Below are 26584 nucleotides of genomic sequence, written 5' to 3' on the forward strand. Positions count from 1 at the left end.
AGCTACGAGTTACTCGGTGATTTTAGCAACCACACCAGCTCCAACTGTACGTCCACCTTCACGAATAGCGAAGCGTAGACCTTCGTCCATAGCAATAGGAGCAATCAATTCAACATCCATTGCAGCGTTATCACCAGGCATTACCATTTCAATGCCTTCTGGTAAATGAACAACACCTGTCACATCAGTTGTACGGAAGTAGAACTGAGGACGATAGTTGGTAAAGAATGGTGTATGACGTCCGCCTTCTTCTTTTGTAAGAATATAAGCTTCTGCTTTAAATTTATTGTGTGGTTTAATACTTCCTGGTTTAGCAAGAACTTGACCACGCTCCACATCTTCACGTTTTGTTCCACGAAGAAGTGCACCAATATTATCCCCAGCTTCTCCACGATCAAGAAGCTTACGGAACATTTCAACACCAGTAACAGTTGTTTTTGTTGTAGGATGAATACCTACGATTTCAACTTCTTCACCAACGTTAACTTCACCGCGCTCTACACGACCTGTAACAACTGTTCCACGACCAGAAATAGAGAACACATCTTCGATTGGCATCAAAAATGGACGATCGATAGGACGTTCTGGTTGAGGAATATATTCATCAACTGCATTCATCAAATCGATAACACGGTTTTTACCTAATTCAACATCACCATCTTCAAGTGCTACCAATGCAGAACCTTTAATAATGGGGATATCATCACCAGGGAAATCATATGAAGAAAGAAGTTCACGAATTTCCATTTCAACCAATTCAAGAAGCTCTGGATCGTCAACTTGGTCACATTTGTTCATGAAAACAACAAGTGCAGGAACGCCAACTTGACGTGCCAACAAGATATGTTCACGTGTTTGTGGCATTGGACCATCTGCTGCAGACACAACAAGAATAGCACCATCCATCTGAGCAGCACCAGTAATCATGTTCTTAACATAATCGGCGTGACCAGGACAGTCAACGTGAGCATAGTGACGTTTTTCAGTTTGATATTCAACATGAGCTGTTGAAATGGTAATACCACGAGCACGTTCTTCAGGTGCTTTATCAATCATATCGTATGCAGTAAATTCTGCACCACCAACTTCTGCCAATACTTTTGTAATAGCAGCAGTTAATGAAGTTTTACCATGATCGACGTGACCGATGGTACCAATATTACAGTGCGGTTTATTCCGCTCAAATTTAGCCTTTGCCATTCTCTCTCTCCGTTTGCTTGGACACTTCCAAGACCTTCGGTTAAAAGGTTAACCTAAACTCAGTTCACTTACCAGCGATAATGACTGAAAGCTTTATTTGCTTCAGCCATACGATGAGTATCTTCTCGTTTTTTTACAGCGGATCCACGATTATTCACAGCATCCAACAACTCGTTAGACAGTCTTTCTTCCATGGTGCTTTCACCACGTTTACGAGACGAATCAATTAACCAACGAATGGCCAATGCTTGGCGTCGATCTGCACGAACCTCAACAGGCACCTGATAAGTTGCACCACCTACACGGCGAGAACGAACTTCTACAGCTGGCTTTACGTTATCTAAAGCTTCATGAAATAAACGCACTGGATCTGCTTCTGCTCCGCCACGGGCACGCAATGTTTCCAATGCTCCGTAAACGATTTTTTCAGCAATCGATTTTTTTCCATCGTACATCAACGCATTCATAAAACGCGTGATGACTATATCACCAAATTTAGGATCGGGAAGTATCTCACGCTTAACTGCGCGGTGTCGGCGACTCATGCCTGTTATTCCTCTTATTTTGGACGTTTAGCACCATACAAAGAACGACGTTGACGTCTCTTTGCAATACCTTGTGTATCCAGAACACCACGTAATATATGATAACGTACGCCTGGCAAATCTTTAACACGCCCGCCGCGTATCAAGACCACACTATGTTCTTGCAAGTTATGACCTTCACCAGGAATATAACTCACCACCTCGTAACCATTTGTCAGACGTACCTTTGCAACTTTACGCAATGCTGAGTTAGGCTTCTTAGGTGTTGTTGTATAAACACGAGTACATACCCCTCGTTTTTGCGGACATCCCTGCAAAGCAGGAACCTTATTGCGCTTGGCAGCAGGTTCGCGGCCTTTAGCGATTAATTGGTTAATGGTCGGCATTCGCCTTTCCCGATCCTTACTATTTCTAGGTTAAGCAATTTTATATCTATTGTCTTAACGGTCATTTACAACACTCTTGCATCTAATATAAAACCAGATACTTCTTACTGAATACATCTAATATAAAAAATTGAAAAGTTTTTTCTCAAAACTTTATTTTTATAAAAAATACATTTAATTCAACGAACAATGATGCTTTATCTAACATAAACCTTTAAAATTTGCAAGATAAAAAAATTATCTTTAAAGACGGCAAATTATCAAAGGCTTTGTTAGAAACAAAGCATTTTATTTCCGCCAAAAGACGGAAATAACCCGTATTTTAATTTGTTGGATAAGAGAATCCCCTCATCCAACAAATATGAAATTAATAGAATCGTTCCTTAATAACCTATTTTATAGATTATGTCACTCTTCCATTTCATTTTCTTGTGCAGCAGATGAAATATCAACAGATTCTCTAGATTGTATTTGCTTACGAGCATCTGCCAATCTCTGCTTGTCACGTGAATACGCTAGTGCACGGAAGCGATTCATAACACTTCCTGTTCCTGCTGGAACCAAACGACCAACGATCACGTTCTCTTTTAGCCCCGCCAAGTTATCAATCTTACCCGCAGACGCAGCTTCAGTTAAGACACGTGTAGTTTCTTGGAACGATGCCGCAGAGATAAATGATTTCGTTTGTAACGCCGCTTTGGTAATCCCTTGCAAAACAGGAGAAGCAACGGCAGGACGCTCATTTGCGTTCATACGTTTAGTATTCTCTTGCTCAAACTCAAGACGATCAATAGTTTCACCAATAAGGTACGTTGTATCACCAGGATCGGTGATTTCTACCTTTTGCAGCATTTGACGAACGATAACTTCAATGTGCTTGTCGTTGATCTTCACACCTTGCAGACGGTAAACACTTTGAATCTCATCAATCAAGTAATCTGACAGCGCTTCTACACCCATAACTTTCAAGATATCATGAGGCACACGAGGACCATCGACTAATGGATCTCCTCTACGTACAAAGTCACCTTCTTGCACAGAAATATGCTTACCTTTTGGAATAAGATATTCTGTTTCTTCATCAGTGTCTTCATTACGAACGACAATACGGCGTTTGGCTTTATAATCTTTACCAAATTCAACAATACCATCATTTTCGGCGATAATAGCATGATCTTTCGGACGACGTGCTTCAAACAGTTCGGCAACACGTGGTAAGCCCCCTGTAATATCACGGGTCTTTGAACCTTCACGAGGGATACGCGCTAACACATCACCTGCGTTGACCTCAACGCCATTCTCAACAGACAGCAATGAATCTGGAGAAAGGAAGTAACGTGCTTCATTTCCATTCGCAAGCTTCATTACTTCGCCATTAGAATCATTTAGTTGTAATCTTGGGCGTAGGTCACGAGATTTGCTGGTTTGTTTGTAATCCACCACCACTTTAGAAGACAAGCCTGTGACTTCATCCATACGTTCAACCAACGTAATACCTTCAATCAGATCTTGATACTCAATTGTTCCTGATTTCTCGGTAATAATCGGAAGGGTATAAGGATCCCACTCTGCCATTTTTTGATTACGTGTAACCTTAGCTGCATTTTTAGCCAGTAATCTTGCACCATAAGGAATACGGTAACGAGCGCGTTCTACTTTATTTTCATCCAATAAAATAATTTCACAGTTTCTGGACATCACAATATCAAAACCTTGACTGTTTTGAACCACATTCAAGTTAAGAATTTTAATTGTCCCATCACGTGAAGCCTCGACCATTGACTGTTCTGCCCCTCTTTGAGCAGCCCCACCAATATGGAAAGTACGCATGGTTAGCTGAGTTCCAGGCTCGCCAATTGACTGCGCTGCAATAACACCAACAGCCTCACCAATATTTACGGGTGTTCCACGAGAAAGATCACGTCCATAACAATGCGCACATACCCCAATTTGGCTATCACATGTTAAGACAGAACGTATCATTACACTTTCAACGCTAGCTTTCTCAATGGCTTCAGCTTCTGATTCTTCAACTAATGTATTGCGAGGATATAAGACCTTGCCAGATGAAGGATCAAGAACATCAGCAGCCAAAGTACGTCCTAAAATACGCTCTGACAGAGATGAAATTACTTCACCACCATCCATCACGGCACGCACTGTCAATCCGCGTTCTGTTTTACAATCTTGATCAATAATAATACAATCTTGTGCCACATCAACCAGACGACGTGTTAAATATCCAGAGTTCGCGGTTTTCAACGCAGTATCAGCAAGACCTTTACGAGCACCATGGGTAGAAGTAAAGTAATCTAGAACCGACAAGCCCTCTTTAAAGTTTGCAATAATCGGTTGTTCGATAATCTCGCCAGACGGTTTAGCCATCAAACCACGCATACCCGCCAACTGTTTCATCTGAGCTGGTGACCCACGAGCCCCAGAGTGACTCATCATCCACACAGAATTAATACGTTGACCAGGTTCAACACGTGAAATCTCTTTCATCATCGCAGCCTGAACTTCGTCAGTGCAACGAGACCAAGCATCAACAACTTTATTGTAACGCTCACCCGCAGTAATCAAACCATCTTGATATTGTTGTTCAAATTCTTTGACCTCAGCTGTGGTTTTGGCAACCAATTCCTTTTTCTCGTCAGGAATGATCATATCATCCTTACCAAAGGAAATCCCCGCCTTAGCAGCATAAGCAAATCCAAGACCCATCATACGATCAGCAAAAATAACGCACTCTTTCTGACCACAATGACGATAAACCATATCGATAATATCAGAAATGGATTTCTTGGTTAATTGTTGATTAATTAAGTCAAAACTGATTGCTGGATGCTTAGGTAGTATCTGCGATATCAACATACGACCCGCAGTGGTAATCACACGTTGAGTAACAGAGTTACCTTCAGCATCTTTGGTCTCATATCTTGTACGAATTTTATCGTGCAATTTAATTGCTTTTGCTGATAAAGCATGCTCAATCTCACCGATATTAGCAAATACAGGAGCACCTTCTTTAACAAGATGACCCTCAGCATCATATTCAGATTGATCTAGTGTTAGTTTATATTCAGGAATATCTAAACTCAGATAATACAAACCTAAAACAATATCTTGTGAAGGCACAATAATTGGCTTACCACTTGCAGGACTGAGAATATTATTCGTAGACATCATCAAAACGCGTGCTTCTAATTGAGCTTCAAGGCTCAACGGCACGTGCACAGCCATTTGGTCACCGTCAAAGTCAGCGTTAAATGCGGTACAAACTAATGGATGTAATTGAATAGCTTTACCTTCAACCAATATAGGTTCGAAAGCTTGAATACCCAAACGGTGCAAAGTAGGCGCACGATTTAACATTACGGGATGTTCGCGAATAACTTCTTCAATAATATCCCAAACTTCTGGACGTTCTTTTTCAACCATACGCTTTGCAGCTTTAATGGTTGTTGCATGTCCATATTTTTCAAGTTTAGAATAAATGAAAGGCTTAAATAACTCAAGCGCCATCTTCTTTGGCAAACCACATTGATGCAGCTTTAACTCAGGTCCCACCACAATAACGGAACGACCAGAATAATCAACACGTTTACCAAGCAAGTTTTGACGGAAACGACCTTGTTTCCCTTTGAGCATATCTGCTAAAGATTTCAATGGACGTTTATTTGCACCAGTAATTGCCCGCCCTCTGCGTCCATTATCAAATAATGCATCCACAGATTCTTGTAACATACGTTTTTCGTTACGAACAATAATATCTGGCGCGCGAAGCTCCATCAATCGTTTTAAACGGTTATTACGGTTAATCACGCGACGATATAAATCGTTCAGATCAGACGTTGCAAAACGACCACCATCCAATGGAACCAAAGGACGTAGTTCAGGTGGAATAACAGGAACAACGTCCATAATCATCCACTCTGGACGACAGCCACTTCCTGCAAACGCTTCAACCAATTTCAAGCGTTTAACGAGCTTTTTACGTTTGACTTCTGAGGTTGTTTCTTTGAGTTCAGCACGCAAATCAACTTTATCAACATCGCAATCAATGTTGATCAAGATTTTCTTTACAGCTTCAGCACCAATGCTGATCTCAACACCTTCATGCCCGTATTCGTCCATAGCATCAAGATATTGCTCTTCTGACAACAAACTATATTGTTTTAGTGGAGATGTTCCAGATTCCAAAACAACATAATTTTCAAAATAGAGAACACGTTCCAAATCTTTCAAAGTCATGTCGACCATCAGGCCAATACGACTTGGTAAAGATTTCAAAAACCAAATATGTGCAACTGGACTGGCCAGTTCAATATGCCCCATACGTTCACGACGTACTTTGGCAAGCGTAACTTCAACACCGCATTTTTCACAAACAATACCACGGAATTTCATCCGTTTGTATTTGCCGCACAAACATTCATAATCTTTGATAGGCCCAAAAATACGGGCACAGAATAGTCCATCTCGTTCTGGTTTAAATGTACGATAATTAATGGTCTCTGGTTTTTTTACTTCACCATAAGACCATGACCGTATTTGCTCAGACGAGGCTAATTGAATTTTAATTTGATCAAACGTCATTGCTTGGCCTGATTGACCAAGAATTTTCATAAGTTCATTCATTCGCCATAAACCCTTTGGGGGATTGAGGTGCCATTAACACAGCACCTCTTTAATAAAAATACTTACAAACTAAATTAAATTGCTTATTCAGCGCTTTGTTCTAGTTCAACATTCAAACCGAGCGATTTCAGTTCTTTAATCAATACGTTAAAGCTTTCTGGAATACCTGCTTCAAAGTCATCTTGGTCTTTGACAATCGCTTCATAAACCTTTGTTCTACCTGAAACGTCATCGGATTTAACCGTTAACATTTCCTGTAAGGTATATGCAGCACCATAAGCCTCAAGAGCCCAAACTTCCATCTCTCCGAAACGCTGACCACCAAATTGAGCTTTACCACCCAATGGTTGCTGCGTAACCAAGGAATACGGACCAATAGAGCGCGCATGGATCTTATCATCAACCAAGTGATGCAATTTAAGCATATAGATATAACCAACCGTAACAGGACGTTCAAAAACTTCACCTGTACGACCATCAATTAATGTACTTTGCCCAGATGTATTTAATCCTGCTTGGGTCAACATTCCTTCAATATCAGGAATACTGGCGCCGTCAAACACAGGGGTCATAATTGATACACCTTTGCGAATATCATTGCAGAATTCAATCAACTCACTATCAGAAAGATCAACAATTTTTTCTTGATAGGTTGCTTCACCATAGATTGTTCTTAAGCGATCTAAAAGCTCCTGCTTTTTCTCACCTTGACGAACATAATCATCCACGACTTGGCTGACTTGTTTACCAATATTGGCACAAGCCCAACCTAAATGTGTTTCTAAAATCTGACCTACGTTCATACGTGAAGGCACACCCAGTGGGTTCAACACAAGATCAACAGAAGTTCCATCTTCAAGGAATGGCATATCTTCAACAGGAACAACACGGGATACAACCCCTTTGTTACCATGACGACCCGCCATCTTATCCCCTGGTTGTAATTTACGCTTTACCGCGATGAAAACTTTAACCATTTTCATCACGCCAGGAGGAAGCTCATCACCACGTTGTAATTTTTCAACTTTGTTATTGAAACGCGCTTGAACACCGGCAACTTCACGATCAAAGTCACGCTTAACAGCTTCGATATTAGCCATTACTGCATCATCAGCAACAACAATATTACGCCATGCACCACGTGGATGTTCAGACAATACATCGACTGTTAATACAGTTCCTGATTGAATGCCTTTGAACCCGATACCAGCTGTTTGATCAAGTAAGTTTTCTCTTAAACGATTATAGAATGAGCGTTCTTGAATAGCCAACTCATCATCACGATCTTTACTTAAACGTTCAATTTCTGCACGTTCAATCGCCATTGCACGTTCATCTTTGTCGATACCACGACGAGAGAATACACGAACATCAACAATTGTACCACTGGTTCCAGGAGGAAGTTTTAAAGAAGTATCACGAACATCTGAAGCTTTTTCACCAAAAATAGAACGAAGAAGTTTTTCTTCTGGTGTCATTGGACTTTCACCCTTAGGGGTGATTTTACCAACTAAAATATCTCCAGGATTAACTTCCGCACCGATGTAAACGATACCTGCTTCATCAAGATTACGAAGCGCTTCTTCACCAACATTTGGAATATCACGCGTAATTTCTTCTTGACCCAATTTGGTATCACGAGCCATAACTTCAAATTCTTCAATATGAATTGAAGTAAACACGTCATCACGAGCAATACGTTCAGAGATTAGAATTGAATCTTCAAAGTTATATCCATTCCAAGGCATAAATGCGACCAGAACGTTACGACCAAGTGCTAATTCACCAAGCTCAGTTGATGGACCATCAGCAATAATATCGCCTGCCTGAATCTGATCTCCAACATACACAAGTGGACGTTGGTTAATACATGTAGATTGGTTAGAACGTGTATATTTACGCAAACGATAAATATCGACCCCTTGTGTCGAACCATTTTCATCTGTTGCACGAACAACGATACGTGCACCATCGATTTGATCAACAACACCACCACGTTTAGCAACGATCGTCGCACCAGAATCACGTGCAACTGCGGCTTCCATGCCAGTACCAACCAATGGCGCATCAGATCTAATCAAAGGCACAGCCTGACGTTGCATGTTTGAACCCATCAATGCACGGTTCGCGTCATCGTTTTCCAAGAAAGGAATAAGTGCCGCAGCAACAGACACCAATTGTTTTGGTGAAACGTCACAAGCTGTTACATCTTCAGGTTTAACCAATTGGAAGTCACCACTCTTACGAACAGAAACAAGTTCATCGGTCAAATTACCTTCAGCATCTTGTTTTGCATCAGCTTGAGCAACGATTAACTTGTCTTCTTCCATTGCAGACAGATATTTCCATCCATCTTGCAATTTACCATCTTGTACCAAGCGATAAGGTGTTTCAATAAATCCGTATTTATTAACCTTAGCATAGGTAGATAAAGAGTTAATCAAACCAATATTTGGACCTTCAGGCGTTTCAATTGGGCAAATACGGCCATAATGCGTTGGATGAACGTCACGAACTTCAAACCCAGCACGTTCACGTGTTAAACCCCCTGGCCCCAAAGCTGACAAACGGCGTTTATGGGTGACTTCAGACAGTGGATTTGTTTGATCCATAAACTGTGACAACTGAGAAGAACCAAAAAATTCTCTAACCGCAGCAACAGCAGGTTTTGCATTTATCAAGTCATGAGGCATAACGGTATCAATATCAACTGACCCCATACGCTCACGAATAGCACGTTCCATTCTCAACAGACCGAGTCGATATTGATTTTCCATCAATTCACCAACGGAACGTACTCGACGATTACCAAGGTTATCAATATCATCGACACTACCTTGACCATCTTTTAATTCGCACATAATTTTAATCGTACGAAGAATATCAACTTTACGCAAGACGCGGATCGTATCATCACCTGGAACACCTAAACGGATGTTCATTTTAACACGACCAACAGCTGACAAATCATAACGGTCATAATCAAAAAATAGACCGCGTAATAAAGATTCTGCAGTTTCAGCAGTTGGCGGCTCACCAGGGCGCATAACACGATAAATATCAACCAAAGCATCGTCTCTGGAGGTATTTTTATCTGTAATTAATGTGTTTCTAATCCAAGGTCCTGTTGCATTGTCAACAGCCAATGTTGGAATTTCATCCAATCCCAATTCTTCGAATCTGTCTAATGTGGCTTCTGTAAGCTCTTCACCAGCCTCAGCGTAAATCTCACCGGTATTTTCATTAACCAAATCATGAGCAAAATAACGACCTAATAGCTCTTCTCTGCGAACTAAAACACTTTTAGTTTTTTCAGCAATCTTGCGAACTGTTCGTGCTGTCAACTTCACATTAACATCGGCTACAACTTCACCTGTATCAGCATCAACTAGAGGTGCTAACAATTTCATATTACGAAATGCATCAGGTTCAAATGCACGCGCCCAACCACCATCAATCTTTTTAAAAGAGATGGTATTATAAAAATAAGAAAGAATTTCATCATCGTCCATTCCACGCATTGGAATGGAATCTATATCCCCACCTTCTTTTGCTTTTGCATCACGCAGAGCAATAGAATTTTCACCTTCTAAAGCATACAACAACGTTGTAATTGGGAATTTTCTTTTACGATCAATACGAACGTAAATTAAATCTTTACTATCAAATTCAAAATCCAACCATGAACCACGATAAGGAATAATTCTTGCTGTAAATAAGAACTTACCAGAAGAATGCGTCTTACCACCATCATGATCAAAAAACACACCTGGACTGCGGTGCATTTGTGATACGATGACGCGCTCTGTACCATTTACGATAAAGGTACCATTTTCGGTCATTAAAGGCATGTCACCCATATAAACGGGTTGCTCTTTAATATCACGAATTGAACGTGACCCTGTATCTTCGTCAATGTCCCAAACAATCAAACGAAGGACAACTTTTAAGGGTGCCGCATAGGTCAATCCACGCTGAAGACATTCCTCAACATCATATTTCGGTTCTTCAAATTCGTAATTTACAAATTCGAGACGGCCATTACCTGCAAAATCATTGATTGGAAAAACCGAACGAAATACCTCTTCCAACCCAATTAATGTACGGTTCTCTGGCTTTACATCACGTTGTAAAAAAGCCTCATAACTCGCCCTTTGCACATCAATAAGATTTGGCATCGGTGCGATTTCTGGAATCCGTCCAAAAGTTTTGCGAATGCGCTTGCGTCCCGTGAACGATTTGCTTACCGCGTTCATCGTGTATTGTGCCCCATCGCTTGTTGCCAAATATACTTGCTGTTTCAAACTAAATCAAAACAAGTAATTGGCTAATGATAACTAAATATAACTCTTAACCAACAGAGTTACGCCTACCCCTAAACCATTAGGGAATCATACTTTATCCAAGCCGTTAAAGAATCTTTCTCTTTAACGACCAAGCAGGCGGATCCCCAAAGCCTGGGTTCCGCCCTACCATAATCTTAAATCCAACGATATAGAGAAGTCCCTATAAACGTCTGATTCATAGCATTATTTAAATTCGACAGTAGCACCTTGTTCTTCAAGGGTCTTCTTAATTTTTTCAGCTTCATCTTTATTTACACCCTCTTTAAGGGTTTTTGGTGCGCCTTCAACTAAATCTTTAGCTTCTTTCAAACCAAGACCTGTAATTGCGCGAACCTCTTTAATGACGTTAATTTTTTTGTCACCAGATTTAGCAAGAATTACATCAAATTCTGTTTTTTCTTCAGCAGCAGCAGCAGGAGCAGCAGCAGCAGCAACAGCAACTGGAGCAGCAGCAGAAACGCCCCATTTTTCTTCTAACATTTTAGAAAGCTCAGCAGCTTCCAAAACGGTTAATGCAGATAATTCGTCAACAATTTTAGCTAAATCAGCCATGATATCTATCCTATTTATATACTATTAAGTGTCTTAATACAAATTTACTAAACATTTAGCAAATCAATAAAAATAAAAAAGCTTAGTCAATCCTAAGCCGCTTCACCTTTGTCCGCATAAGCGCCAATAACCCGTGCCAATTGTCCAGCAGGAGCTTGAACAACACCAGCAATACGTGTAGCAGGTGTAGAGATAAGTCCAACCAGCTGTGCACGCAAGACATCCAATGAGGGTAGTTCAGCCAGAGCTTTAACTTGATTTACATCAAGCATTTGCCCATCTAAATTACCACCAAGAATTTCAAGTTTATCATTGGTTTTGGCGAACTCGACGGCTACTTTCGCAACTGCAACTGGATCTTGTGCCCAAGCAAGGGCAATAGGGCCAGTTAACAATGGGGTAATACCTTCGAATGGGGTACCTTTAGCGGCGAGGGTGACCAAGCGGTTTTTTCCAACTTTGTAAGTTGCATCAGCAGCGCGCATACGACGACGCAAATCTGTAACAGCAGCAACATTCAATCCTTTGTTACGAGTAATAACAAGCATTGACGTATTTGCGAAAACAGATGCCATGGAAGCAACAAACGCTCGTTTTTCCGTGCGGTCCAAATCCCGTCTCCATTTTGATCAGTCAATAGTGACTTTTCAGGTTGCCATTTAGATTGTATTTTAAATTACAATCCGGTTCGCCTGTCCTAAAACGGTAACACCAGCATATAAACAGATTAAAAAATCTAAAATATACTAGTCCCGCCTCCCGTTCGCAGTAATAAAACTTTTAAAACTTCAGTCACGTACGGTCTTGGACAGGTTCAGAGTAAATTTCTTTACTCTATATATTCATTACCTTGTATTTTACAAGGTAATGATAACTCTATATCATATTAACCAGCGTTAACGCTAGCAATATCAATTTCAATTCCAGGGCCCATTGTTGAAGAAAGATAAATCTTTTTCATATATGCGCCTTTTACACCTGTTGGGCGAGCTTTTTGCACAACATCAACAAATGCACGGATATTTTCAAGTAAATTTGTTGAGCTAAAAGATGCTTTACCAATACCAGCATGCACAACACCGCCTTTTTCAGCACGATATTCTACCTGACCTGACTTAGCTGCAGTGACTGCACCTTTAACATCCATGGTCACCGTTCCCAATTTAGGGTTTGGCATCAAACCACGCGGACCAAGCACCTTACCCAAACGACCTACGAGGGCCATCATATCTGGTGTTGCAATACAACGATCGAAATTAATTTCACCAGCCTGGATTTTTTCTGCTAGATCTTCATCACCAACAACATCAGCACCAGCTGCTTTTGCTTCTTCAGCTTTCGCACCACGAGCAAAAACACCAACGCGTAATGTTTTACCAGTACCATGAGGAAGAGACATTAAACCACGAACCATTTGATCTGCATAACGAGGATCTACACCCAAGTTAATTGCAATTTCAATCGTTTCATCAAATTTAGCTTTAGCATTACCAACAACAAGAGCAATCGCTTCTTGTAATGTGTATACTTTATTGCGTTCTAAAGTAGCATGAGCCGCAGCAAGACGTTTATTTTTAGCCATGTCTTAAGACTCCTCTACTTTAATGCCCATTGAACGCGCTGAACCAACCAACATACGAACTGCGCCATCGACATCATTCGCATTCATGTCTTTCATTTTTTCAGCAGCGATTTCACGCAATTGGCTTATTTTAACGGTACCAACAGTTGCACCTTTACCAATTACAGCTGCGCCTTTTGATACTTTAGCTGCTTTAAGCAAGAAATAAGTATTAGGTGGTGTTTTTGTGATAAAGCTGAATGTACGATCTGCATATGCTGTAATCACAACAGGAATTGGCATTCCTGGCTCTAGGTTTTGTGTCGCAGCATTGAATTCTTTACAGAATTGCATAATATTCAAACCACGTTGACCCAACGCTGGACCAACTGGTGGGGATGGATTCGCCTTCCCCGCAGGAATTTGTAACTTAATGTAGCCAACAATCTTTTTGGCCATATCCGGGTCTCCTTAATAAAATCTACCCAGACCGCGGTTCACACGAAAACCACAAGGAAAACAAATTTCTCCTTGCAATTCCTCTCCCGCGTTCCGATGAGAACTTGCATTCTTCTTATTTTTTTAGATTTTTGTCAAGATTTTATTTTTAAAATACTCAAATAATACCTTAACAATCTAAACAATAACACATCAACATCTTTACTACTTATCCAGATTATATCCTAAACCGCTATATTGAAACACACCAATCGATTCCAATTTTTTGTGTGGCAGCTCTTGAGCATCCCATCCACCACCTAAAGCGGTAATAAGACCAACAGATGCTTGCATTAATCTAGTTTTACTTTCCACTTCAGCAATTTGAGCACTTAATGCAGCAGTCTGTGCGGTAACAACATCTAGATAATTCGTAAGGCCACCTGTATATAAAGACATCGCCATCCCCTGCGTGCGCAACGCGGCTTCAGATGCTGCTTTATTTTCTTTTTGTTTTTGCAACATTTTTTGAGTAAGGGTTAAATTATCTGCAACTTCTTTAAACCCATTTAGTACAACAGAGCGATAATTGTCTCTAGTTTGACGGTATTGAGACCAATTTCTTTGCAATGTTGCTCTACGTAATCCTCCTTGGAATAATGGTAAAGTAGCTTTTACTGCAGCTGACCACATACTATTGGGTAAATTTGCAAGCCCGAAACCACTATCCTCAAAACCGCTTAAGGCATTAATGGTAATATCAGGGTAAAAAGCTGCTTTTGACACACCAATCGCGCGATTAGCTGCTGCCATTTGACGCTCGGCACTGGCAATATCAGGGCGACGTTGTAATAAAGCCGACGGAACCCCCAAAGGCACATTAGGAACTCGCATTACATCGTTTGATCTTACAGGAGCAATATGAAATCCCATAGGAAACTCATTAACTAATACTGCAATCGCATGCTCTGTAATATCACGTTGAGCTTGTACATCAGTTTGTTGCGCCTTGGTCATTTCCAACTGATTTTCAGCCCTTGACACATCTATGCCTGCGGCAATTGCTCCCATTTCTCGCATACGAGTTACATCGACAGCTGCTTCAAAATATTTAATGGAATCTTTTAAAACTTCATTTTGCGCATCATAGCCTCGTAAAATCATATAATTGCGCGCTAACTCTGCTTGTAAACTTAACTTTGCGGCTTCATAATCAGCAGCACTAACTTGAGCCAAGCTACGTTGCATTTTTATCTGGTTGCGAATTCTTCCCCACAAATCCACTTCCCACATTGCAGAAGCTTGATATTGAGCATTATTCTCTGTGATGGGACCATTACTGGTAGCGCTTCGAAATAAACGGTTGTGAGACTGTTTATACTTTCCTCCCCCTGCTTCAAGGCTAAGATTAGGGTATAACTGTGATTTAACCTCACTTAACAAAGCTCTACTTTGCATAAACGTTTCTGCTGCAGCTTTAAGATCTGGATTACTCTTATTAAGCTGATCTTCTAACTGATTTAAAATAGGGTCATTTAATACAGTCCACCATTCCCCTTTGGGTATTCGATCAGCAGGTTGTGCAACATGAAAAGGTGCTGTGCCCTGCCACGTATCAGGCAAAGCATATTTAGGTTGTTTATATTCTGGGGCTAAATCGCAAGCACTTAACAAGAATAAACCAGAAATTAAACCGACAATAGATCGAGTGAATTGCACCTTGGCATGAATTAACATTATTGTTGCACCTCAACTGGCTGCACGGCATTTTTCTTTAAAGAATCATTTTCATGTTTTAATGTCGGTTGCTCAGTATTCTGAAAATCATCATTATACCCAGGTGTGCTGTCAACCAACTTTACCAATTGCCCATCCATTAACCCTGCTGAGGGATTATTCACAATGCGATCTGTTTTGGTAATCCCCGATAGAATTTGCACCGATTTACCCAAATTATTTCCTAATTGCACATTATGCATTCTAACGCGATTATCAGGGCCAACCACCGCAACCTGCATTCCCTGAGCCCTAAAAATTAATGCTTGTTGCGGTAAAATAAGAATATTAGGATCAGCTGGGGCAACAAAATGAACATTCACAAATGTTCCTGGCCATAATAAATGGGAGGCATTATCAACGGTCAACTCTGTTGTAACTGTTCTTGTCGCCGTATTGAAAGCACGAGCAGATGTTAAATAATTAGCTTTAAATATTTTTCCTGGATATTGAATAGCACTGAGTTCAGCCTTTAACTCTGGTTTCAAAATTGATGCATAATCTTGAGGCACATCAACAAAAACGCGCAAACGTTGAATATCTGCAACTGTAAATAGTTCGGTGGCCTTGCCATGCCGACTTAAATCACCATTATCGTTTACAAAATCTCCAATATCCGTCAGACGTGAAGTTACCACACCATTAAAAGGGGCTCGGATACTTTTGAAGGCCTGTAAAGCTGCATAACGTGCAACTTCATGTTCTGCCGCATCAACCAAAGCATCTTGCACCTTGGCATTAGCTGCCTGCACATCAACCTCTTGTTGTGAAACAGCTTTTGTTCCAGAAAGCGCTTTCCACCGCTGTGCGGTAACTTTGGCCAGTTGGTATTTAGTCTGAGCAACTTTAAGGTTCGCTTTGGCTGCTGCATATTCGGCATCAAGGCCTGGAGTATCAATGGTTGCAAGTATGTCTCCAGCTTTTACATCTGCGCCAAAATCTTTATGCCATTGTTGCACATATCCTGATACCTGCGCATAAATAGGGGCTTGATACCAAGCCGTTACATTCCCAGGCAGGGTTAAATTACGCACCGTCGGACCTGTTTGTGGAGTAACATATTGCACACTAGGTATTGAAGCCTCTTTGGACTCTTTGGTCAATTCATGCACATGATGCTGGCGTTGAATAATCTCTAAGCCTGTATAAATCACAGCACCAATAGCAATTATCGCAAAAACTGTTTTTGTTTTCTTTGAAAAACCGGCCATTATACAGTTTCCTTTTTCTGGCGATAATAAACAAGAGCAAAGACACAAGGTACGAAAAGTAAAGTTGCTATAGTCGCAACGCTTAATCCCCCCATCACCGCTCTACCCAATGGTGCGTTTTGGGTATTGCTAAGTGACATAGGCAGCATTCCAATAATCATTGCCAAAGCTGTCATTAAAACGGGCCTGATTCGCCCATATCCAGCTTCGACGGCCGCCAGCACTGCGTCCCCATGCACCGCCAAACGCTCTCTTGCAAAAGAGACTACTAAAATCGAATTAGCCGTTGCAGTTCCCATACACATAATTGCCCCAGTTAATGCAGGAACTGATATGGAGCTGTGGGTTATAAATAAACTCCATGCGATGCCTGCCAATGCGCCAGGTAAGGCCATGATAATCACAAACGGATCAAGCCAAGATTGAAAATTCACAACAATAATTAAATAAACTAACAAAATTGACATCGCCAACCCACCAATTAACTGAGAATAAGCATTATACATTGTTGTTGCTTGTCCTCGAATAGCAATGGTAGAACCCCTGGGTAACTGAGAGTTTAACTCTTGAACCACTTGTTTAACATCAGCAGAAACTGCCCCAAGATCACGTCCATCATTACTGGCGTATATTTCAAAAACAGGCATAATATTATAATGAGAAACCTCGCCCCCTGTTCCTGTCTGAGAAATATGACTTAACGATCCCAACATTTGCATTTTAGTTTTTCCTGAGGCTCCTTCAGGTCCGTTCACAGGAATAGTTTCCAAATCATTCATTGTTTGCATTTCAGATTGAGGGGTTTGGATATTAACCAAATGCGATACCCCAGTCTTTGGGTCAAGCCAATAAGTCGGTGCTGTTTGACCACTTCCAGACAAGGTTGCTAAAGCATTATTAGCAATGTCGGCCTCAGTTAACCCCGTACTTAATGCGAAAGTCCTGCGTGTATTTATCATTAAAGTTGGTGTTGTCACTGTTTGTTGCACACGCACGTCAGCAATGCCAGGAATACGTTTTAATTTTGAAGCCACTAATTTCGCATATTCATAATTAGCAGCAAGCTTACGCCCAACTATTTGTACATTAATCGGTGCAGGCAAGCCAAAGTTCAAAATTTTAGCGGTCATATCCCCTGGCATAAAAGCAAAATCAGTTCCTGGAAATTTGTCACGTAACCCTTTACGTAGAATTTTACGATACTCCGCAATTGGGGAAGCAGAATTCTTTAATGAAATGGTTAAATCGCAATCTTGAGAGCCAATCGTTGGAGTAGGAATAAAGGCTTGATTTAAACTGCTAAATGGTAGACCACAATTATTAACAATTCCCTTGACTTGTCCTGGTAATAATCTTTCAATTTCTTCATTAACCAAATACGAGATCTTACCTGTTTCCTCAATACGCGTTCCTAATGGTGCGCGCATATGTAAGTCTAATTCAGCAGATTTAATCTCAGGAAAAAAGTTCTCTCCAACAAAATAAAGTAACCCCATTGAAGCTAGAGAAAACACAAGAAAGCCAGCAATAAATCTTTTGCGAATAGAAACCAAATGTTCTAGTAAAATTTTATAATTTTTTCTAAATTCTTCAAATTGAGTATCAAAACCATTTAAAAATTGTTGAAATTTGGAAATTTTACGATTGGGATTTTCATGCTCTGCAATTTGACCTGGCAAGAGATAGTAGGCCATCGTTGGAACCAAGGTTCTGGATAAAATAAACGAGGCTAACATTGCAAAAATAATTGCTTCTGCCATAGGCATAAACAACCATCCCCCAACCCCAGTTAATTCAAATAATGGAAACCACACAACACAAATACACAGTGTAGAGACGAAGGTTGGAATAACAATTTGATTAGCAGCGTCCACAATCGCATCATAAAGATTTTTTCCCATCTCTAAATGCGTATCAATATTTTCAATCATTACCGTGGCATCATCAACCAAGATCCCTACGGCTAATGCCAAGCCACCCAAAGTCATCACGTTAATTGTTTGTCCCGCAAGATCCAGCCCAATTAAGGATGTTAAAATAGCCAACGGAATTGAGGTCGCAATAATCAAGGTAGATCGCCACGAACCTAAGAATAAGATCACCACAATACTGGTTAATAAAGCAGCAATGACCATCTCATGAACAACATCTTCTACCGACTCTTTTACAAAAGTAGAAGCATCAGAAATAATATCTATTTTCACACCAGGAGGCAGTGTTTTTTCAACTTTGGGTAAAAGCCTTTTAATGTCAGAAACGACGTTTAACGTTGAAACATCCCCCGTCTTCATCACTACCATTAAAATGGCTTTGTGCCCTTTGACCAAGACCAAATTCGTTTGTGGAGCCCCCCCTCTATGGACCCAAGCAACATCTTTTAAATAAACTGTTGCATTACCAACTTGCTTAATCGGAATATTATTAAACTCTTCGATCTCTCTTGGGGTTGCATTGGTTTGCACCATAAAATCGACGGCACCAATTTTTTGATCCCCAGCAGGCAATACAATATTTTGTTGGTTTAAAGCATTTCCAATATCTGTCGCTGTTAATCCGTAAGCCAGCAAACGTTTTTGATTAAGAGAGACCTGCACATTATTTGCTGTCCCTCCGTAAGGGGAAGGCAACGCTGCCCCTGCCACCGACACCAAAGAAGGACGAATAAGATTTGATGCCATATCATAAAGCTGAGATCCTGTAATTGTCTCAGAAGAAATTTTCAACATTAAAACAGGAACAGAAGAAGCATTGTATTTCAAAATTAAAGGCGGCGTAATGCCCTTGGGCATTTGCTTTAAAACAGTCTGAGAAACAGAAGTAATTTGCGTTTGTGCTTCAGCAATATTCGTACCAGGCTGAAAGAATATTTTTACAATTCCACGACCATAAAAAGAGTTACTTTCAATATGTTCAATATTATCAACCGTCGATGTCAGGGCTCTTTCGTAATAATAGGCCACACGCCCAGACATATCTTCGGGCATCAATCCATTATAGTTCCAAACAACAGCCACAACGGGAATTTTAATATCTGGGAAAATATCCGTAGGGGTTCGAAATATAGTAAGAACACCAAATACCACTATTAAAATTGCCAAAACAACAAAAGTATACGGGCGTTTCAATGCCGTAATAACAATCGCATTCACGTAACTAAATGCTCCATATTTTTAATTTGATAATCAATAATCTTTACACAAACTGAAGTCGTTATTGTCTAATATTTTATAAGCTCTATATATCATATTATGCAAATAATCAGTTACCACGACAAAGATAGTTATGAATGAAAATAAATAATAATATTTATTTATTGAATTTTTATTATAATAAAGAAAATATACCTTGATTAAGGCCGGATTTCCTCACTATAGATCAAAAATTATTAAGTGTAGATTAAGGCAGCATTAAGGCAGATCCAATAACTTACTATAATTTTAGACTCTTTTAATCTGTTTACCTCTTTGCAATTCAACATTAAACTTAACCATTAATTCAAAATAATTCTCGCAAAGCCCCTGGAGTTAAAATTCTAGATGGATGAATATCAAATTGAGGGTCTTTGAAATTGCCGTCAATGTCAAAAGGAATAGCAATAAATCCACCACCCTTTTCAGGGCTAAACCATTTGCCAACACCAGGTATAATACCAAAAAGCTTATTCACGGCATAAGCAGGTACAATCGTTCCATTTAAATCTAGTTTGGCTTGATCAAGATTAATCTCACCTTGTAGTGTCGCCCCTAATTCTGAATTATGCACCAATCCATCTTTGACCGTTAGAACACCATCATTCAAAAATAAATCGGTTTTAATTGTATCAAGTATAATTTCTTTATTTTTTCTACTTTTAAATAACCCATAAATAGAAGCATCACTTAACCTTCGCATTGCCAGTGGTGCATTTTCCAAAACAACATTTTTTATATTTATCGTGCCATCAAAAGGTGCAGAAGGTTTTGCATCATCAAATCGTCCTTTAAAAACAACCTTCCCTCCCTTAAGCTCTGTTGAAACACCAATCGTTTGTAAAATACGTCCAAAGTCTTGTGACTCAAGGTGAAAATAGCGATTTTTACCTTTAGGAATTAATGAAGCTGTCAACAAAAAGGGTTTACGCATCCCATAAGATAAACGCATTAACCGCACTCCGTTATACTCCATATATGTCGTAACACTGCTCAAGAACTGATCTTTATGGTAATAAATCTTTTGGGCTTGTAAATTAACAATCCATTTACGCCCTCTAGGTCCTGAGTACCGACCCGTCGCCGCAATTGGTAATTGATATTGATCTTTGGCTTTTACTTCTGATTTGGCTTTCGAACTTATTTTTTTATCTTTTTCAACATATTTCCCAACAAAGGGAGCCGCATCTAACGCATCCGCTTTTACAGAAAGGCGAATATCCCCTTTTTGTGGATTATTAATTGACTCTTTGGTCACTGGCACATTCAAAACAGCCTGTCCCACGGAACGTCCAATATGAAAAGATGTAATATTTAATTGTTGAGGAATATGATTAACTACATCTATATTCGCAGTTAATGAAAGGTCTTTACCCTCGGCATGAACATTACGTATAGCCATCAGTTTACCCTGATCCAAAGCAATTTCGCCAACCATTTGCGCAGGTTGTTCGATCTCTTTTTTCCATATAGGAAGTAAAATAGCTGCACTATATAAATCAAATTTTAAATTAACCGTTGATTTACCATCATGACGTTTTTTATATCCTACAAAAAGCAATGCCTTCCCCATAAAATCACCAGAAGTATCAAATTTCATTTGTTTTAGATATTCTGGCGTAATATCCAACTTTGCTTGAGCGGTTTCTGTAATTGTTTGCTCATTTTTATGTGAAAATTTCTGCATATATTTCAATGATACTGGAAAAACTGAAAAAATACCTTTCCCCGTTAACTCTAAATGTTCTGTATCAACATCTATCGTTAAAAAAGCATCTTTAAGATCTTTATCTAAAGCTACATTATCTATATATGCATTGCGAATTTCATTATGTCCATGAATACCAATTTGCTCTATTTTAACCTTTTTCTTTAAGGGAAGTTCAACTTTTAACGTTGTTTTTACGTCTCCACTAGGATGTTTAAAAGGTAAAGGATGTCGGGATAATAAACGTAATCTGGGCTCATATAAGAGAGATATAACGTCTTGTAATTTACCTTGAATATCAGCAGTAATAATTCCTGTTTCTTGATGGTTATCAAGCCCTGTAATCCACATATCCCCTTTGGGAACATAAAGCTTGTGATAGGGTTCAGTTGGCTTGTTGTGTGGATACACGACCTGATATCCGTCTTTGAGTTGAATATAAATACGACTTGGATCAACAAATTTTAATGAAGCACTCATATCTTTCAAAGGCGGTGCTGGGCGTAACCAATGAATCTCAGCTTGATCGGCCTTCTCTATGCCTCCGCCAAGATGTACCAAATCTAAATGCTCCCACCCCTTTTGACTTGCTAATCCAACTTCAATATTAAAATTTTTAACTGTTCCTGTGGTAATATTCTCTGTCACCCAAGCATGCGCACCTTTGGCAATACTCGCTGGCCAATAATTTTTGATGGTCGCAAAATCCAGCTCTGGGCTGTCTGCAACAAAATTCACTTTTACGTCTTTTGTTTTATCTGTGCTAGACGCAAATAAAGAGCCTTTAAAGTGGAATAATGGACCACTTTTCGGTTGGGTTAAAGCCGTCGGAGAGCGCAACTGTAATGCTAGATCATCGATTGAAATATGAATAGGTTTTTGCACATCCATTGCAAAGTTTGCATGAATATTCGCTGTTACCGATGAAGGATATAATTCCTGTCCTTTGATGTTAATAGTACCTTCGCCCATATGAATTGCAAACTGAGCCTCATATGGCTCTATTGAATGCTGATTTTTACCAATTTTTAAATTAATATCTGCCATAACGGATATAGGCAAATCGATCTGTTTTAAGGCATGTAGAGACGGACTGATCCCCGAAAAATCTGCTGGATTAAAATCATTAATTTGTATGTGCCAATTTAATACACCCGTATTATCCAATAGCTGACGAGCAATTTCGATATTTTCATCAGCACCACTTTGTGCACTAACACTCATACTATGGCCATTAATATCTAGTTGTGCCATCGCATGCCCAACTATACCAAGCGTGTTATTTACAAAAAAAGGCAAGATATTCATATCTATTTTTTGTAACTGTATAATTCTATTATCAATTTCATCAGTTAATTGAACATGACTATTTTTAATATTTATTCGATCTAAATGATGAAAATCAAAATGTAATCGAGAGTTAGACGAACTTGTTTTTTGATCAGCAATATCCAGCTTGATTTGCAAGTCTTTTGTTCTTCTTAATTGCAGTCTAGCACCAATAACCTCTAGAGATAACGGCTTTATAACACGATGAAATAAAGGAGATACTGCCAGCTTTATTTTTGCATATTGCACATAACCTTGCATCTGCGCTTTGTTATCTAAAATTTTTCCTTGTTGTAACTCTAATTGCAAAGGTGCAGAAAAACCCTGTTGACCAACAGGCCACGTTAAGACGAGTTTATCAAAATCAAGAATACCAGCAGGATGGCTCTTATTGATCCCTTTAATAATCGGTAATGGCAACCAATGTTTTACAAGAGGTGTGATATTAACTGGATTATAGGCAATATAAATCCCACCAACAATCACCATAAAACTGAAAAAACCAACCACCCCAAGAATAAGGAATAGCAACTTTTTCAGCCATCGTATAAAATAACTTTGTTGTTTTATTATTTGTGGTTTTTGTTCGGTATCTGATTGCATACTTTATTTAACTACTCATCAATGGCTTAGAAATTACAGGGAACATTTATATGCCCATATCCCATTCCGCAGAGGCTCCATGGTTTTATCAAAACTGGCCTAAGCCAGCAGACCAACAATCTGCTAATATATTTGCAGAAGACCTCATGAAGCTATGGGTTCAATATGAAAAAGACCCTACTTTTATACAGCAAAAATATATTCTAAATCTTATTCATGCAATTGGAGGCAACAGTCCTTATTTATCCAGTTTAATTTTAAAAGATATTCATTTTTTCGAATTCCTTTTACAGAATGGCCCCGATGAAGCATGTAAAACAACATTTCATACCTTACATCAATTTTCAATACAAGAATCTCGTCAAGCTATTGCAAAAATCATACGCATTACCAAACAAAAAATTGCCCTCGGCTGCGCGTTGGCTGACATTGGCAATTTATGGTCTTTACAAGAAATTACCTTAACTCTCAGCAATCTAGCAGAAGTCACTTTAAATCTTGTTCTTAACCATCTTTTACTCCATGCACATAAAAATAAAAAAATAAATTTACCACATCCTTCAACACCCGAGAAAAATTGTGGTTTTATTATCTTAGGAATGGGAAAACTGGGTGCAAAAGAACTCAACTATTCCTCTGATATTGACCTGATTATTTTATACGATCCCGATATTTATCCCGATAATGATGACTTAAATACGGTTTTTGTAAGACTAACCCGCCAACTCGTCGCTTTGATGGAGGAACGAGATGAAAATGGCTATGTTTTTCGCACTGATTTACGTTTACGCCCAGACCCTTCATCTTCACCCCTAGCAGTTTCTCTACCCGCAGCAATCACCTATTATGAAAGTTTGGGACAAACTTGGGAACGCTCTGCGATGAGCAAAGCCAGACCCATCGCAGGAGATATAGAGGCTGGTTATACTTTTTTAGAAGCTATTCGCCCCTTTATTTGGCGAAGACATCTGGATTTTACCGTTATTGATGATATTCATGCGATGAAAAAACGTATTGATCAGCATAAAAAAACAGGAAAACTCAATTTATCTAAACTCCCCCCTAATCTTTCCGATGAAAATGCTCTTCAATGGCTAGTTGGACAAAATATTAAGCTGGGTCATGGAGGGATCAGAGAAATCGAGTTTTGTCCACAAACCATGCAACTTGTCTGGGCAGGACGTTTCCCAGAGCTTCAAGATTCAACGACAATTGGTGGGTTAACCAAACTAACAGAAAAAGACCTTTTAACTGCTCCTCAAACCGAAAAACTGATAGAAGCTTATAGCTTGCTACGCAAAACTGAACATCGTTTGCAAATGCAAAATGACTATCAAACACATTCTTTTCCCAATAGCCTAGAGGAGCTTTGTCAGTTTTCAATTTTTATGGGATATGAAACGCCCGAGAAATTCGCCCATGAATTATTCCCATTAATGCAATTTGTTAGGCAAAGTTTTGAAGGGTTATTTGCAGCCCCAGAAAATGATGAGCAATATGTCCTGGATATGCCAACAGAAGAGCTCAAGGAATATTTAAATCAAAAAGGCTTTCCAGACGAAGCTGCCTCTATTTTACAATCGTGGAATGACAGCGGCCCCAGAGCTTTACGCACAGCCAAAGCCAGAACAATTTTAACCAATGTTTTGCCTAAATTATTGGACGCGTTTGCTGGACAACGCAATCCGCTATTAGTTTTACAACGGTTTGATACTTTACTGGCAAGGCACAGAGCTGGCATTCAGCTTTTGTCGTTGTTTGAGCGTAATCCTGCATTGATTAAACGACTATCCGCAGCCATTGGCACGTCACATTTTATTGCCGAGCATTTGGCCAGCAACCCTGCTGCAATTGATGCTTTATTAGAGGTTAATTTAGCAAAAAGTCGCTTTAACCTACGTAAAACTGTAAAAGATTATCTTAAAAACACAGAATATTATATGGATGCCATCCCTGCTTTACATGGATTGGTACATAGCGAGGAATTTAGATTATCCATAGCGTATTTAGATAATCAACTTAGCCTTGATCGAACTCAAATTCTACGCACCTCTATGGCTAATATCATTATTAAATCCTTGTTAGATAAAGTCACCAAAGAGCATCAAAAAAAATATGGTTACATACCAGGTGGTGGTATTTGCGTTATCGTTCTAGGTAAAGCAGGATCTTGGGAAATGACTTCTGGATCTGATTTAGATTTGATGTTGATTTTTGATCATCCGCCTGAAATCTATGAAAGCCACTTTCCTTTATCTTCACATGCACATCTTCATTCAACGCAGCGCTCTCTTACCACAAATAATTATTACATTCGCCTCACCCAAAGCTTTATCTCTGCCATTACCAGCGCTGGATCAGCAGGGTCTTTATATGAGGTTGATATGCGTTTACGCCCTTCTGGAAGCAAAGGTCCCGTTGCTGTTTCGCTAACTTCTTTTAAACGTTATCACAAAGAAGAAGCTTGGACATGGGAACGTATGGCACTAACCAGAGCAAGGATTATTGGTGGACCATTAAAGTTACAAAAACATATCACTGAAACAATTCAACATGCACTCTTAAATGCCCCACATAATACCAGTGATGCACAAATACTCAAAGATACCGCCGATATGCGCGCTCGACTACTTAGAGACGCCCCTCCTTGCAGTCAATGGGATGTAAAGCATTTAACTGGTGGGTTAATGGAGGTTGAATTTATTGCTCAGGCTTTGCAATTAATCGCACATAATCCAGAAATTTATCATACCTGCACACGTATTGCACTTAGACGTTTGGAAAAGCATGGATATTTAGAGCATAAAGATGCTAAAATCCTTATTCAAGCTGATCGTTTTTGGAGAAATATGCAAAGCCTTCTAAGAATATTTTTTGGCAAGCTCCCACCCCAAGACCTAAGAACAGAACTGACCCCAACCATTATAGAAATCATGTCTAGAGATTTATTAAAAACACCAACCCAAGATATTGATGCTATTAAACAAATAGAAGATAAAGCAAAACTTATTGGAGCAAAAGTTCGAACTATATTCATTAAATATATTGGCGCTGTGTCATAAAATGTTATGCTATACTAATTTTGTTAATTTATAAAATA

At 39.5% G+C, this 26584-nt stretch carries 14 protein-coding genes; 1 reads left to right on the forward strand and 13 read right to left on the reverse strand.

Annotated elements, in window-relative coordinates; genetic code table 11:
- Nucleotides 1-9: 9 nt before the first annotated feature.
- From tuf to QMN76_RS04895, 13 genes are all read right to left on the reverse strand, one after another.
- The gene (gene tuf, locus QMN76_RS04835) at nucleotides 10-1200 is read right to left on the reverse strand and encodes an elongation factor Tu (protein ID WP_034335752.1); all 1191 of its coding nucleotides are present in this window, start codon (nucleotides 1198-1200) and stop codon (nucleotides 10-12) included.
- Between the two features lie 68 nt (nucleotides 1201-1268).
- Nucleotides 1269-1745, reverse strand: coding sequence for a 30S ribosomal protein S7 (rpsG, locus tag QMN76_RS04840; RefSeq protein WP_034335749.1), 477 nt, complete (start codon nucleotides 1743-1745; stop codon nucleotides 1269-1271).
- Nucleotides 1746-1759: 14 nt separating this feature from the next.
- Nucleotides 1760-2131, reverse strand: coding sequence for a 30S ribosomal protein S12 (rpsL, locus tag QMN76_RS04845; RefSeq protein ID WP_003621118.1), 372 nt, complete (start codon nucleotides 2129-2131; stop codon nucleotides 1760-1762).
- A 408-nt stretch (nucleotides 2132-2539) separates the two neighbouring features.
- A complete protein-coding gene (gene rpoC / locus QMN76_RS04850; protein ID WP_282023631.1) occupies nucleotides 2540-6772 on the reverse strand; it encodes a DNA-directed RNA polymerase subunit beta' in 4233 nt (1410 codons plus the stop codon).
- Nucleotides 6773-6855: 83 nt separating this feature from the next.
- Complete coding sequence (rpoB, locus tag QMN76_RS04855) at nucleotides 6856-11028, reverse strand: DNA-directed RNA polymerase subunit beta (protein ID WP_034335743.1); 4173 nt, start codon at nucleotides 11026-11028, stop codon at nucleotides 6856-6858.
- Nucleotides 11029-11301: 273 nt separating this feature from the next.
- Nucleotides 11302-11670: a 50S ribosomal protein L7/L12 gene (rplL, locus tag QMN76_RS04860; protein ID WP_034335740.1), complete on the reverse strand. Its 369-nt coding sequence runs from the start codon at nucleotides 11668-11670 to the stop codon at nucleotides 11302-11304.
- A 92-nt stretch (nucleotides 11671-11762) separates the two neighbouring features.
- Nucleotides 11763-12281: a 50S ribosomal protein L10 gene (gene rplJ / locus QMN76_RS04865; protein ID WP_034335737.1), complete on the reverse strand. Its 519-nt coding sequence runs from the start codon at nucleotides 12279-12281 to the stop codon at nucleotides 11763-11765.
- Between the two features lie 275 nt (nucleotides 12282-12556).
- Nucleotides 12557-13252 (reverse strand): 50S ribosomal protein L1, encoded by a 696-nt coding sequence (gene rplA, locus QMN76_RS04870; protein WP_034335735.1) that lies wholly within the window; start codon nucleotides 13250-13252, stop codon nucleotides 12557-12559.
- A gap of 3 nt (nucleotides 13253-13255) precedes the next feature.
- Nucleotides 13256-13690, reverse strand: coding sequence for a 50S ribosomal protein L11 (rplK, locus tag QMN76_RS04875; protein WP_034335732.1), 435 nt, complete (start codon nucleotides 13688-13690; stop codon nucleotides 13256-13258).
- 204 nt (nucleotides 13691-13894) lie between these two features.
- A complete protein-coding gene (locus tag QMN76_RS04880; RefSeq protein WP_282023630.1) occupies nucleotides 13895-15406 on the reverse strand; it encodes an efflux transporter outer membrane subunit in 1512 nt (503 codons plus the stop codon).
- A complete protein-coding gene (locus QMN76_RS04885) occupies nucleotides 15406-16656 on the reverse strand; it encodes an efflux RND transporter periplasmic adaptor subunit (protein WP_282023629.1) in 1251 nt (416 codons plus the stop codon). The genes QMN76_RS04880 and QMN76_RS04885 overlap by 1 nt, the downstream gene beginning before the upstream one ends.
- Entirely contained in the window at nucleotides 16656-19805 is a 3150-nt protein-coding gene (locus tag QMN76_RS04890) for an efflux RND transporter permease subunit (protein ID WP_282023628.1), read from the reverse strand. The genes QMN76_RS04885 and QMN76_RS04890 overlap by 1 nt, the downstream gene beginning before the upstream one ends.
- Nucleotides 19806-20151: 346 nt before the next feature.
- Nucleotides 20152-23484 carry an AsmA-like C-terminal region-containing protein gene (locus QMN76_RS04895; protein WP_282023627.1) on the reverse strand — a complete coding sequence of 1111 codons (3333 nt, stop codon included), beginning with the start codon at nucleotides 23482-23484 and terminating at the stop codon, nucleotides 20152-20154.
- A 50-nt stretch (nucleotides 23485-23534) separates the two neighbouring features.
- On the opposite strand from QMN76_RS04895, the gene QMN76_RS04900 reads away from it, so the two are divergent.
- Entirely contained in the window at nucleotides 23535-26546 is a 3012-nt protein-coding gene (locus QMN76_RS04900) for a bifunctional [glutamine synthetase] adenylyltransferase/[glutamine synthetase]-adenylyl-L-tyrosine phosphorylase (RefSeq protein WP_282023626.1), read from the forward strand.
- Nucleotides 26547-26584 lie beyond the last annotated feature (38 nt).

It is taken from the genome of Commensalibacter papalotli (ex Botero et al. 2024) (assembly GCF_947179115.1).
In the GTDB taxonomy this organism is placed as follows: domain Bacteria; phylum Pseudomonadota; class Alphaproteobacteria; order Acetobacterales; family Acetobacteraceae; genus Commensalibacter; species Commensalibacter papalotli.

Excerpts from the sequence above, each read along its gene's own strand:
- tuf (WP_034335752.1), bottom strand. The coding sequence starts at position 1,200 with ATGGCAAAGGCTAAATTTGAGCGGAATAAACCGCACTGTAATATTGGT.
- rpsG (WP_034335749.1), bottom strand. The coding sequence starts at position 1,745 with ATGAGTCGCCGACACCGCGCAGTTAAGCGTGAGATACTTCCCGATCCT.
- rpsL (WP_003621118.1), bottom strand. The coding sequence starts at position 2,131 with ATGCCGACCATTAACCAATTAATCGCTAAAGGCCGCGAACCTGCTGCC.
- rpoC (WP_282023631.1), bottom strand. The coding sequence starts at position 6,772 with ATGAATGAACTTATGAAAATTCTTGGTCAATCAGGCCAAGCAATGACG.
- rpoB (WP_034335743.1), bottom strand. The coding sequence starts at position 11,028 with ATGAACGCGGTAAGCAAATCGTTCACGGGACGCAAGCGCATTCGCAAA.
- rplL (WP_034335740.1), bottom strand. The coding sequence starts at position 11,670 with ATGGCTGATTTAGCTAAAATTGTTGACGAATTATCTGCATTAACCGTT.
- rplA (WP_034335735.1), bottom strand. The coding sequence starts at position 13,252 with ATGGCTAAAAATAAACGTCTTGCTGCGGCTCATGCTACTTTAGAACGC.
- rplK (WP_034335732.1), bottom strand. The coding sequence starts at position 13,690 with ATGGCCAAAAAGATTGTTGGCTACATTAAGTTACAAATTCCTGCGGGG.
- QMN76_RS04880 (WP_282023630.1), bottom strand. The coding sequence starts at position 15,406 with ATGTTAATTCATGCCAAGGTGCAATTCACTCGATCTATTGTCGGTTTA.
- QMN76_RS04885 (WP_282023629.1), bottom strand. The coding sequence starts at position 16,656 with ATGGCCGGTTTTTCAAAGAAAACAAAAACAGTTTTTGCGATAATTGCT.
- QMN76_RS04895 (WP_282023627.1), bottom strand. The coding sequence starts at position 23,484 with ATGCAATCAGATACCGAACAAAAACCACAAATAATAAAACAACAAAGT.
- QMN76_RS04900 (WP_282023626.1), top strand. The coding sequence starts at position 23,535 with ATGCCCATATCCCATTCCGCAGAGGCTCCATGGTTTTATCAAAACTGG.